Genomic DNA, 11,709 nt, shown 5'->3' with positions numbered 1-11,709 from the left:
CGCGAGCGGTTATTGATGAAATCGCAAGCTCTGTGCCATTTCGATTGATAAAAATCGTATAACGGTGTTGAAAGTCGACGTAATGAACAGTTCGTATCGGTATGCGATATTAAGTGGTCTATTTTTGTGGTTTAAGGTAGAAATATCGCTACGCCTAATCGACCTGACCACGAGTCCGCCATGTCCGAAGAACGCAACAGCCTGCACAACCAATCCCTGGAAAAAGGCCTGTCGGTGCTCAAGGCATTCAGCGCCCAGCGCCGCAGCATGAGCCTTGCAGAGGTGGCCGAGGCCGCCGGCATGACCAAAAGCTCGGCCCAGCGCATGGTGTTTACCCTCGAAAGCCTGGGTTACCTTCGGAAACACTCCCGCACACGGCATTACCAACTCACACCCCGGGTGCTGGAGTTGGGCTTCAGTTACCTGGATGCGCATTCGTTGATCGAAGTGGCCAACCCGTTTCTATCGGAGTTGACCCGACTGACCGGCGAGACGTCGTGCCTTACCGAGCCTGCTGGCTACGACATGACCTACATCGCGCGTTTTGTCAGCTCGGGTTTCGTGCCCGTGCACATGCCGATCGGCTCGCGGGTGCCGATGTATTGCACGGCGTCGGGGCGGGCGTATTTGAGCGCGTTGCCGCAGGAGGAAGCGCTGGTGTTGATCGAGAACAGCCAGCGCATTGCGCACACCAGCCAGACCTTGACTGAAGTCGACAAGATCCTGGAGTCGCTGCAACAGGTGCGCGAACAGGGCTACGCAGTGAACGGCCAGGAACTGTTCCTGGGCGACATGACCATCGGTGCGCCAGTGCTGGGCGCCAATGGCCGCCCGGTGGCAGCGGTGCATGTGGTGGCACCGACCAGTCGGTGGAGCAGAGCGGATGCCGAGCGGCAGCTGGCGCCGGCGTTGTTGCAGTGTTCGCGGGCGTTGAGCAATTCGGCGCGGAACCTGGAATAACCCGCTATTTCAAATTCACTAGAGATCCCCTGTGGGAGCGGGCTTGCTCGCGAATGCGGTGTGTCAGTCAGCCTATTCTTTTCTGACCCACCGCATTCGCGAGCAAGCCCGCTCCCACATTTGAAATTCTATTGGGTTTGAGAAGTGTGTACGCCCCAACAAAAAATGCGCCCCTAAGGGCGCATTTTTTTGTTGGGGCAGCTATCGCCTATCAGGCAATCGCATCCCAAGCGCGATCACCGTGCTCGTCTTTAATGCGAGTCGGCAATCCCATCACATCCAGCGCTTTCAGGAACGGCTCAGCCGGCAGTTCCTCGACGTTGGCCATGTGCTTCACGTCCCACTCGCCACGGGCGACCAGCAGCGCAGCGGCTACCGGTGGAACGCCAGCGGTGTAGGAGATGCCCTGGCTGTCGGTTTCGGCAAAGGCTTCTTCATGGCACGCCACGTTGTAGATGAACATCTCGTGGGGCTGGCCATTTTTGGTGCCTTTGACCAGGTCGCCGATGCAGGTCTTGCCGGTGTAGCCAGGCGCGAGCGAAGACGGGTCGGGCAGCACGGCCTTGACCAGTTTCAGCGGCACGACTTCCAGGCCTTCGGCGGTGGTGACCGGTTTTTCGGAGAGCAGGCCGAGGTTTTTCAGCACGGTGAACACGTTGATGTAGTGTTCGCCGAAGCTCATCCAGAAACGCACGTTGGGCACGTCGAGGTTTTTCGACAGCGAGTGCACTTCATCGTGGCCGGTGAGGTAGAGGTTCTGCGAACCCACGACTGGCAGGTCGTCGGTGCGTTTGACTTCGAACATGGTGTTGCTGGTCCACTGGCTGTTCTGCCAGCTCCACACCTGTCCGGTGAATTCGCGGAAGTTGATTTCCGGGTCGAAGTTGGTGGCGAAGTATTTGCCATGGGAGCCGGCATTGACGTCGAGAATGTCGATCGAATCAATGCGGTCGAAATGCTGTTGCTGCGCCAGCGCGGCATACGCGTTGACGACACCCGGGTCGAAGCCCACGCCAAGGATGGCGGTGATGTTCTTCTGTTTGCACTCTTCCAGGTGGTTCCACTCGTAGTTGCCGTACCACGGCGGGGTCTCGCAGACCTTGCCCGGCTCTTCGTGGATGGCGGTGTCGAGGTACGCAACGCCGGTGTCGATGCAGGCCCGCAGGACCGACATGTTGAGGAACGCGGAACCGACGTTGATGACGATCTGCGATTCGGTCTCGCGGATCAGGGCCTTGGTCGCTTCCACGTCCAGGGCGTTCAGCGCGAAGGCTTGGATGTCGGCGGGAACCTTGAGGCTACCCTTGGCCTTGACGCTGTCGATGATGGCCTGGCATTTGGAGATGTTGCGCGACGCGATAGCAATACGACCGAGTTCGTCGTTGTGCTGCGCGCACTTGTGGGCCACCACCTTGGCGACACCTCCTGCACCAATGATAAGAACGTTCTTTTTCAATTGCTTTATCTCTCCTTTATCCGCCAGCTTACGAAAGGCTGGACAGGTAGTCGTCGTAACCAAATTCACGAACCACCTCGACTGTACCGTCGAGTTGTTTCACTACGATGGACGGCATTTTCAGGCCGTTGAACCAGTTTTTCTTGACCATGGTGTAGCCTGCGGTGTCGATGAACGACAGCCGATCGCCGATGGCCAGCGGACGATCAAATTGGTACTCGCCGAAGATGTCCCCGGCCAGGCAGGATTTGCCGCACACCATCACAGTGTGTTCGCCATCGCTCGGCGCCAGCTTGGCGTTGAGGCGGTAGATCAGCAGGTCCAGCAGGTGGGCTTCGATGGAGCTGTCGACCACGGCGAGGTTCTTGCCGTTGTAGAGCGTGTCGAGCACGGTGACTTCCAGGGAGGCGCTGTTGGTGATCGCCGCTTCGCCGGGTTCCAGGTACACCTGCACGCCGTATTTTTCAGAGAAGGCTTTCAAGCGCGCGCAGAATGCGTCCACCGCATAGTCTTCACCGGTGAAGTGGATGCCGCCGCCGAGGCTGACCCACTCGACCTTGTGCAGCAGCGCGCCGAAGCGTTCTTCGATGGTGCCGAGCATCTTGTCGAACAGGCTGAAATCGCCGTTCTCGCAGTTGTTGTGGAACATGAAGCCGGATATCTGCTCGATCACGCCTTCGATCTTCACCGGGTCCCATTCGCCCAGGCGGCTGAACGGACGCGCCGGGTCGGCCAGCAGGTAGTCGGAGCTGCTCACCTGTGGGTTGACGCGCAGGCCGCGGGTCTTGCCTTCGGAGCGTACGGCAAAACGCTGCAGCTGGCTGATGGAGTTGAAGATGATCTTGTCGCAGTTATCCAGCATCTCTTCGATTTCGTCGTCGGCCCAGGCCACGCTGTAGGCGTGCGCCTCGCCTTCGAACTTCTGGCGGCCGAGCTTGAGCTCATACAACGACGACGAGGTGGTGCCGTCCATGTATTGCTGCATCAGGTCGAACACCGACCAGGTGGCAAAGCACTTGAGCGCCAGCAGAGCCTTGGCGCCGGACTGTTCGCGCACGTAAGCAATCTTCTGCATGTTGACCAGAAGCTTCTGTTTATCGATGAGGTAGTACGGCGTTTTGATCATTTTTGAGAGCCTGCGGCGGTGCCTGCCAAAAAAGGACACGCATTGTGCCCGCACTTGGATCGAATCGAAAGGTTAGTGGGCGGATTTTGCTGCGCTGCTTTTAAACTGACCCATGGATGTGACAGCTCAACGGTATGATGAGCCGCTGCCGTGATGGAATCCGGTTTGGACGACGAGAGGTAAGAATGGACGCATGGACACTGCATTGGCTGGAAGCTTCGGGCTCCCTGGCCGCGTTTCGCCAGGCACTGACGCAAGAATTCGACATCGCCTACCAGGCCATTTCCCGATGCGTGCCGGCGCCGCGCCTGGATGTGCTCCTCCAACGCCTGCCCGGCGAAACCATCGCTGAGCTTGGCCTGGTCGGGCGTGCGTATCGCAGCACGATGTTCTCGCTGACCCTGGATCCCGACAACCCGAACTTCGCCGCTAGCCTTGAGAGCGGGGCTGTGCGCCGGCATATCGTGCACGAGGTGCACCATTGCCTGCGCATGGCCGGGCCGGGGTACGGCTGGACGCTGGGGGAGGCGCTGATCAGTGAAGGCCTGGCCGGGCAGTTTGTGCAGCATGCACTGGGCAGCGAGCCGGAGCCGTGGGAGAGGGCGCTGAGCCTTGAAGCCTTGCAGGCGGCCCCGGTGAATATGACTGAACTGGCAGCGAACCACTACGATCACAGCGCCTGGTTCTTTGGCACCGGCGACAAGCCAAAATGGCTGGGGTATGCGCTGGGGCACCACATGGTCGGCCGATGGTTGGCCACTGCAGGCATGCTTGATGCAACCACCTGGGTCAACGTGCCTGCCCAAGACGTCCTGGCGGTGGCGGCGGGGCAGGGACTGGTGAAACAGACCTCATGACCACCGCCGATCCCCTGTGGGAGCTGGCTTGCCTGCGATGGCAGCGTATCAGTCACTGCAGAAGTGGCTGACCCACCGCTATCTCAGGCAAGCCACCACCTCTAAACGGCATCCGTCGCAATAAGGTGATGGGCCATCGATGACATCAAATTGTCATCTCCTCACCACCTGGCTGCCACATTCCCTCGCTACTGTCCTCGCCAATGAGATCGATCTCAAGCGAGTGACAATGACTGACCTGAAAGACGTAGCAAGGCTGGCCGGGGTCTCCCGCGCCACCGCCGCCCGCACTTTTGCTTCCCCTGACCAAGTGCGCCCGGCCACCCGTGAACAGGTGTTTGCCGCCGCCCGCGAGTTGGGCTTCCGCCCCAATCTGCTGGGCCGCCAACTGCGCCTGCAAACCACCCAGTTGATCGGCGTGGTGGTGCCCAACTTGCTCAACCCGGTATTCGCTGAACAATTCCAGGCCATGGAGCGCGCGGCTCGGGCGCGTGGCTATAGCCTGTTGCTGGCGACCACCGACTACGACAGCGAACGCGAAAGCAGCGTGGTGGAAGAACTGCTGCGCCAGCGCGTCGATGGCCTGGTGCTGACGGTCACCGATGCCGAAAGCAACAGCGTGCTCAGCAGCCTCAACACCGAACAGACCCCGTTCGTGCTGGCCTACCACCAACCGAGCAACCCCAACTACAGCGCCGTGTCGGTCGACAACCGCGCCGGCATGGCCCTGGCCACGCGTTATCTGCTGGAAGCCGGCCATCGACGCATCAGCATGGTCGCCGGCCCTGCGCTGCAATCCGACCGTGCCCGCCTGCGCTACGCCGGTTATTGCGATGCAATGCGCGAATACGCCCTCGACCCCCGCCCGGTGATTGAAATGCCGGCCCATACCCAGGTCGAGTTCGCCGCCATCGAACCCTTTCTTCAAGGCCCCGGTGCGCCCACCGCGCTGGTGTGTTCCAACGACTTCCTGGCAATCAGCTTGATCGCCGAACTGCGCCGCAACGCCTGGGATGTGCCCGAACAACTCTCGGTGATGGGCTTTGACGGCATCAGCCTCGGCACCCAGATTCACCCAACCCTGTGCAGCGTGGTGCAGCCCATCGCGCTGCTCGCCAGCACCGTGATTGACCAGCTGCTGGCGCAGATCGCCGGCAACGCCCCGATTTCCCACTGCCTGCCTTGCCATATTCGCCCCGGCGACAGTACCCAACCCCATGAGGAGACCCTAGATGCGCGCACTCAGTAAAACCCTCGCCGCCGTGCTGCTGTGCGGAGCGGCCAGCCTGGCCCAGGCCGCCGACACCGCAATTTGCTACAACTGCCCGCCGGACTGGGCCGACTGGGGCACCCAGCTCAAGGCCATCGCCGCCAGCACCGGCGTGCAGGTGCCGCTGGACAACAAGAACTCCGGCCAGTCCCTGGCGCAGTTGGTGGCGGAAAAAGCCGCACCTGTCGCCGACGTCGTGTACTACGGCGTGACCTTCGGCCTGCAGGCGCAAAAAGCCGAGGTGGTCGGCACCTACAAGCCCAAGGCCTGGGACCAGATCCCCGCTGGCCTCAAGGACCCGGCCGGCCATTGGTTCGCGATCCACTCCGGCACCTTGGGCATCATGGTCAACGTCGACGCGCTCGGTGGTTTGCCGGTGCCGCAAAGCTGGGCCGATCTGCTCAAGCCTGAGTACAAAGGCATGGTCGGTTACCTCGATCCCTCCAGCGCCTTCGTCGGCTACGTCTCGGCTGTGGCGATCAACCGCGCCCTGGGCGGTGACCTCGACAACTTCGCCCCCGGCATCGATTACTTCCAGAAACTGGCGAAGAACGCGCCCATCGTGCCCAAGCAAACCGCGTATGCACGGGTGCTGTCCGGTGAGTTGCCAATCCTGGTGGACTACGACTTCAACGCCTACCGCGCGCGCTACAAAGACAAGGCCAACGTCGCCTTCGTGATCCCCCAGGAAGGCAGCATCAGCGTGCCTTACGTGATGAGCCTGGTCGCCAACGCGCCACACCGCGCCAATGCGGAAAAAGTCCTCGACTTCGTGCTGTCGGACGAAGGCCAGGCGCTCTGGGCCAAGGCCTACCTGCGCCCTGTGCGGCCAATGAAAATGCCGGCTGACGTGGCCGCACAGTTCCTGCCCGACAGCGATTACGCCCGTGCCGGTGTGGTGGACTACGAAAAAATGGCCGCTGTGCAGGAAGCCTTCGCCGCCCGTTACTTGAACGAGGTTAAGTAAGTGGCTGCATCGGCAAGGCAGGCAGCCTGGGCACTGGCCCCGGCCTTTGCGGTACTGCTCGCGTTTTGGCTATTGCCGCTGGCGCACTTGGTGCTGCTCGGTGCCGAGAGCCGCGACAGCAACGGCAGCGGCTATTGGCAGGTGCTCAGTAGCGCGCAGTATTTGGGCAGCCTTGGGCAGACCCTGGTGCTGGCGGTGGTGGTGACGCTGGTGGCGCTGGTGATCGGCGGCATCAGCGGCGTGTTCCTCGCCCGCCAGCAGTTCTTCGGGCGCTCGGCGCTGGTGGCGTTGCTGACATTTCCCCTGGCCTTTCCTGGCGTGGTAGTGGGCTTCCTGGTGATCCTGCTGGCCGGGCGCCAGGGCTTGTTTGCCGCCCTGGGCCTGCAACTGGCGGGTGAGCGCTGGATCTTTGCCTACTCGCTGGCGGGGTTGTTCGTGGGCTACCTGTACTTCTCGATTCCACGGGTGATCCTCACGGTGATGGCGGCGTGCGAAAGCCTCGACCGCAGCCTGGAGGAAGCCGCGCACTCCCTGGGTGCCGGGCATTGGCGCGTGGTGTGCGATGTGATTGTGCCGGGCCTGGCGCCGGCGTTGGCGTCGTGCGGGGCGATCTGTTTCGCCACCTCCATGGGCGCCTTCGGCACCGCCTTTACGTTAGGCACGCGGCTGAATGTCACCCCGGTGGCGATCTACAACGTGTTTACCAACTACGCCAACTTTGCCGTGGCTGCCGCGCTGTCGGTGGTGCTCGGCGCGGTGACCTGGGCCGTGTTGCTGCTCACGCGGCGCCTGGTGAAAAACGCGGGGACTGTGCTGTGAAACGCTCATCGCTGTTTGTGCTGCAACTGCTGTTCACCCTGCTGGTGTGTGCCTTCATGCTGGTACCGGTGCTGATGTCGCTGCTGGCCGGGCTGACCCGCAACTTCTTTGTCGGCCTGTCCAGTGGCCTGACCTTCGACTGGTTGATCCAGGTATGGCAGGCCTATTCGCCCACCGTGTGGCTGTCCCTGCAATTGGCCCTGGCCTGCGCGGTGTGCGTCTGCGTGATTGGCGTACCGGCGGCCTACGCATTGGTGCGCCTGAACAACCGCTTCAGCCGCGCCTTTGAAGAACTGATGGTGCTGCCGGTGGCCATGCCGGGTTTGGCCAGTGCGCTGGCGTTGCTGCTCACCTATGGCCAGTTCGGCAGCTTTCGCAGCAGTTGGGTGTTCATTCTGGTCGGCCACGTGTTGTTCACCTTGCCGTTCCTGGTGCGCCCGGTGATGGCGGTGATGCAGCGCCAGCAATTGCCGGTGCTGGAGGAGGCGGCGGCGAGCCTGGGCGCGGGGCCTTTCAAGCGGTTTTTTTCCGTGGTGGTGCCCAACTGCCGCGCGGGGATCCTGGCAGGTGTGTTGATGGTGGTCACCTTGTCCCTGGGTGAATTCAACCTGACCTGGATGCTCCACACGCCGATGACCAAGACCTTGCCCGTGGGCCTGGCGGACAGCTACGCCTCGGCGCGCCTGGAAATCGCCAGCGCCTACACCCTTATCTTTTTGCTGATGATCGTGCCGCTGCTGATTGCGTTGCAGGCCATCAGTGCCCGTTTGTCCCGTGGAGAGCGTCGATGACCGCTATCACTATCCGCCTGCAAGGCTGTCGCAAGGCGTTCGCCGATGGCACCGTGGCCGTGCATGACTTGAACCTGACCGTCGAAGGCGGTGAAACCCTGGCGATCCTTGGCCCATCCGGCTGTGGCAAAACCACGACCTTGCGCCTGATCGCCGGCCTCGAACGCCCGGACGTGGGCCAGGTGCTGTTCGGTGACCAGGACGTGACCCGCCTGCCAATCGAGCGCCGCGATGTGGGCATGGTGTTCCAGAACTACGCGCTGTTTCCCAACCTGGATGTGGCCGGGAATATCGTCTACGGCTTGAAGATTCGCGGCATGTCGGTGCCTGAACGCAACAAGCGCTGCGACGAGTTGCTGGAGCTGGTGGGCTTGCAGAACCACGGCAAGCGCAGCATCCACGAGCTCTCCGGCGGCCAGCGCCAGCGCGTGGCCCTGGCCCGTGCCTTGGCGCCGCGCCCCAAGGTGTTACTGCTGGATGAGCCGCTGGCGGCGCTCGATGCACAACTGCGCGAACGCCTGCGCAGCGAGTTGAATGAACTGCTGCGCGGGCTCGGTATCACCTCGGTCTTCGTCACCCACGACCAGGGCGAAGCCATGGCCCTGGGCGACCGCATCCTGGTGATGGAGCACGGCCGTGTCGCCCAGTTGGCCAGCCCGCGCGACATCTACCAGAAACCGGCCAACGCCTTCGTCGCGGGGTTTGTCGGCAACCTCAATGCCTTCGCCGTGATCGCGTCGTCGGCCCATGGCTTGAAAGTCTGTGGCGGTGAACTGCCGTGGCACACCGCTGACCTGCCCAGCACCGTCTACTGCCGCCCCGAACACCTGCGGGTAATGGAGGGTGAAGGGCACTTGCACGGTCATCTGTTGGCGCAGTTCTTCCAGGGCGCGCAAAGCCGCCTGCTGGTGGATGTGGGCGGCCCGCAGCCGTTGCTGGTCGACAGCAGTGATAACCAGCTGTACGCCGTCGGCGCGCCGATTGCCCTGGCGATTGCGCCGCACATGTTGTTCACCCTGAATGCCTGAGAATCTATTGTGAATCGTCCGTTCCTTGTCGCGCAGATCAGCGACCTGCACCTTAAAGCCGGCCAGCGCCTCACCTATGGCGTGGTCGATACCCTCGGCGCGCTACGGCGTGCCGTCGACCACCTCAACGCCAGCTACCCACGGCCCGATATCGTGGTGATCAGCGGTGACCTGGTGGACTTCGGCCGCGCCGATGAATACGCCGTGCTGCACCCCGAACTCGCGCGCCTGCACATGCCGTGCTACCTGGTGCCAGGCAACCACGACACGCGTGGGCCGCTGCTGGAGGCATTCCGTGATCACCGCTACTTGCCGGCCTCGGCAGACGGCCCATTGGACTGGGTGGTGGAGGAGCACCCGCTGCGGCTGATCGGCCTGGATTCCACTATCCCTGGCGGCCACGGCGGCCAGTTGCTCGATAGCCAGTTGCAGTGGCTGGATGCACAACTGGCACTGCGTCCCGACGCGCCGACGCTGTTGATCCTGCATCACCCGCCCTTCATCAGTGGCATCGGCCACATGGACCGCGAACCTTTCATCAATGCCGCTGCGCTGGAGCACGTCGTGGCTCGCCATCCGCAAGTGGAACGCCTGCTGTGCGGGCACCTGCACCGGCCAATGCAACGGCGTTTCGGCGGCAGCCTCAGTTGTGTGTGCCCCGGCACCTCTCACCAGATCGTGCTGGATTTGCAAGAAGCGGCGCCCGCGCATTTCAACCTGGAGCCGGCGGGCTATTTGTTGCATCGCTGGGAGGCGCAACAAGGTTTGATCAGCCACAACGGCGTGTTCGGGGACTACCCGGGGCCGTATCCGTTTTATGACGCTCATGGATTGATTGACTGAGGTTATACGGAGGTTCACTCGTTCAACTAAGCCGCTAAACGTTCGTTCACGCACCGGCCAACCGAGTTTGGCCGTGTGTTTCCTGCTGCCCATTATTTGCGCCCGGAACTTGGATTCCGCGCCGGAGTTCGTCCTGATGAAAGCCACTTTGAATGTATTAAGCGTATTGACCGGCAGCCTGGGCATTGCCCTGAGCCCCTTGGCCTCGGCTGATTTCCTGGGTGACAGCAAAGCCAACTTGAGCCTGCGCAACTTCTACTTCAACAACGACAACCGCGACGGCGCCGCCGCGCCGTCGAAAACCGAAGAGTGGGGCCAGGCGTTTATCCTCAACTATCAGTCGGGCTTTACCGATGGCACTGTCGGGTTCGGCCTGGATGCGGTGGGCATGCTCGGCCTGACCCTCGACAGCGGCGCCGGGCGCCATGTGGGCAGCTCGATGATCCCCACCGACGACGGCAAGGCCGCCGACAACTGGGCCCGTGGCGGCGCGACAGCCAAGGCGCGTTTCGCCAAGAGCGAGTTGCGCTACGGCTACCTGCGGCCGAACCTGCCGATCCTTGTGAGCAACGATGGGCGCCTGTTACCGCAGTCGTTCGAAGGCGGGCAAATCACCAGCAAGGACATCGACAACCTGACCCTGATCGGCGGCCAACTGCAACACGCCACCGGCCGTGGCTCCAGCGACCGCAGCGGCCTGGCGGCAGCGGGCGGCACCCAGGAAAGCAACACATTCAATTACGCCGGCGCCGATTACCAAGTGACCAAGGACCTGATGGTCCAGTACTACTACGCCAACCTCGAAGACTATTACCAACAACACTTTGCCGGCCTGATCCATGTACTACCGCTGGGTGACTTTGGCTCATTGAAAACCGATTTGCGCTACTTCAAGACCCGCTCCGACGGCAAGAACAGCAGCGCCGCCGGCCGCGCCGAAGGCTACAAGCTCGGCGGCTATACCAAGAACGGCAACGGTGAAATCGACAACAACACCTGGAGCGCGGCGTTCATCTACTCCCTGGGCCCGCACGCGATCACTGCCGGTTACCAGCAAGTCTCGGACGACAGCAATTTCGCCCAGCTCAACCAGGGCGGCCTGGTCAATAAAGGGGAGGGCGGTTCCAGCCTGTACCTCTACACCGACCGTACCGTGCAGACCTTCATCCAGGCCGGCGAACGCACGGCCTTTGCCCAATACGCCTATGACTTCGCCTCGCTCGGCGTACCGGGCCTGAAGGCCTCCGTGATGTACCTGAAGGGCGACCACATCCTCACCACCGGCGGCAACGATGCGAGTGAATGGGAGCGCGATATTTCCCTGGACTACGTGGTGCAGAGCGGCACGTTCAAGAACGTCGGGTTCGGCTGGCGCAACGGAGTGTCGCGCAGCGAAGTGGCGCGGGACCAGGATCAGAATCGGGTGTTTGTGAGTTATTCGATTCCGTTGATGTAACGGCACATTAAGGCGCCACACGGCCAATAGGGGCGCCGTCGAGCCTTAGCGAGGCCGCGATGGCGGAGGCGATGCCAGCGGAGATTCAGGCTGACCCACCGCTATCGTAGCCTGGCTAAAGCTCACCATAATCGAC

The 11,709-nt window shown here is 61.9% G+C and carries 11 protein-coding genes; 9 read left to right on the top strand and 2 right to left on the bottom strand.

What is annotated here, in order from left to right:
• Window positions 1-180: 180 nt before the first annotated feature.
• The gene (locus tag KUA23_RS17535; RefSeq protein ID WP_078048886.1) at window positions 181-960 is read left to right on the top strand and encodes an IclR family transcriptional regulator; all 780 of its coding nucleotides are present in this window, start codon (window positions 181-183) and stop codon (window positions 958-960) included.
• Between the two features lie 211 nt (window positions 961-1,171).
• Here KUA23_RS17535 and KUA23_RS17530 read toward each other — a convergent pair whose 3' ends face one another.
• Both KUA23_RS17530 and KUA23_RS17525 read right to left on the bottom strand, forming a co-directional pair.
• Window positions 1,172-2,416: a saccharopine dehydrogenase family protein gene (locus KUA23_RS17530; protein WP_012724728.1), complete on the bottom strand. Its 1,245-nt coding sequence runs from the start codon at window positions 2,414-2,416 to the stop codon at window positions 1,172-1,174.
• 28 nt (window positions 2,417-2,444) lie between these two features.
• On the bottom strand, window positions 2,445-3,542 hold the full coding sequence (locus KUA23_RS17525; RefSeq protein WP_252992518.1) for a carboxynorspermidine decarboxylase: 1,098 nt from the start codon (window positions 3,540-3,542) through the stop codon (window positions 2,445-2,447).
• 185 nt (window positions 3,543-3,727) lie between these two features.
• On the opposite strand from KUA23_RS17525, the gene KUA23_RS17520 reads away from it, so the two are divergent.
• The 8 genes from KUA23_RS17520 (at window position 3,728) to KUA23_RS17485 (ending at window position 11,573) form a co-directional block, all read left to right on the top strand.
• Entirely contained in the window at window positions 3,728-4,399 is a 672-nt protein-coding gene (locus KUA23_RS17520) for a DUF2268 domain-containing putative Zn-dependent protease (protein ID WP_252992517.1), read from the top strand.
• A 229-nt stretch (window positions 4,400-4,628) separates the two neighbouring features.
• Window positions 4,629-5,648 (top strand): LacI family DNA-binding transcriptional regulator, encoded by a 1,020-nt coding sequence (locus tag KUA23_RS17515; RefSeq protein ID WP_252992516.1) that lies wholly within the window; start codon window positions 4,629-4,631, stop codon window positions 5,646-5,648.
• Window positions 5,632-6,636 carry an ABC transporter substrate-binding protein gene (locus tag KUA23_RS17510; protein ID WP_252992515.1) on the top strand — a complete coding sequence of 335 codons (1,005 nt, stop codon included), beginning with the start codon at window positions 5,632-5,634 and terminating at the stop codon, window positions 6,634-6,636. Before KUA23_RS17515 ends, KUA23_RS17510 begins: the two co-directional genes overlap by 17 nt.
• On the top strand, window positions 6,637-7,455 hold the full coding sequence (locus tag KUA23_RS17505) for an ABC transporter permease (RefSeq protein WP_078048881.1): 819 nt from the start codon (window positions 6,637-6,639) through the stop codon (window positions 7,453-7,455). It begins immediately after the preceding gene.
• On the top strand, window positions 7,452-8,246 hold the full coding sequence (locus tag KUA23_RS17500) for an ABC transporter permease (protein WP_078048880.1): 795 nt from the start codon (window positions 7,452-7,454) through the stop codon (window positions 8,244-8,246). The genes KUA23_RS17505 and KUA23_RS17500 overlap by 4 nt, the downstream gene beginning before the upstream one ends.
• Complete coding sequence (locus KUA23_RS17495) at window positions 8,243-9,274, top strand: ABC transporter ATP-binding protein (RefSeq protein WP_099491765.1); 1,032 nt, start codon at window positions 8,243-8,245, stop codon at window positions 9,272-9,274. Before KUA23_RS17500 ends, KUA23_RS17495 begins: the two co-directional genes overlap by 4 nt.
• Window positions 9,275-9,283: 9 nt before the next feature.
• Window positions 9,284-10,117: a phosphodiesterase gene (locus KUA23_RS17490; RefSeq protein WP_078048878.1), complete on the top strand. Its 834-nt coding sequence runs from the start codon at window positions 9,284-9,286 to the stop codon at window positions 10,115-10,117.
• Between the two features lie 136 nt (window positions 10,118-10,253).
• Complete coding sequence (locus tag KUA23_RS17485) at window positions 10,254-11,573, top strand: OprD family porin (protein WP_100490446.1); 1,320 nt, start codon at window positions 10,254-10,256, stop codon at window positions 11,571-11,573.
• The last annotated feature ends 136 nt before the right edge of the window (window positions 11,574-11,709 follow it).

Origin of the sequence: Pseudomonas pergaminensis (assembly GCF_024112395.2) — a bacterium.
GTDB lineage: Bacteria > Pseudomonadota > Gammaproteobacteria > Pseudomonadales > Pseudomonadaceae > Aquipseudomonas > Aquipseudomonas pergaminensis.
This window is presented reverse-complemented; position numbering and strand designations above follow the sequence as displayed.

Bases quoted from the DNA above. Each gene is read 5' to 3' on its own strand.
- KUA23_RS17535 (WP_078048886.1), top strand. From the start codon at position 181: ATGTCCGAAGAACGCAACAGCCTGCACAACCAATCCCTGGAAAAAGGC.
- KUA23_RS17525 (WP_252992518.1), bottom strand. From the start codon at position 3,542: ATGATCAAAACGCCGTACTACCTCATCGATAAACAGAAGCTTCTGGTC.
- KUA23_RS17520 (WP_252992517.1), top strand. From the start codon at position 3,728: ATGGACGCATGGACACTGCATTGGCTGGAAGCTTCGGGCTCCCTGGCC.
- KUA23_RS17515 (WP_252992516.1), top strand. From the start codon at position 4,629: ATGACTGACCTGAAAGACGTAGCAAGGCTGGCCGGGGTCTCCCGCGCC.
- KUA23_RS17510 (WP_252992515.1), top strand. From the start codon at position 5,632: ATGCGCGCACTCAGTAAAACCCTCGCCGCCGTGCTGCTGTGCGGAGCG.
- KUA23_RS17495 (WP_099491765.1), top strand. From the start codon at position 8,243: ATGACCGCTATCACTATCCGCCTGCAAGGCTGTCGCAAGGCGTTCGCC.
- KUA23_RS17485 (WP_100490446.1), top strand. From the start codon at position 10,254: ATGAAAGCCACTTTGAATGTATTAAGCGTATTGACCGGCAGCCTGGGC.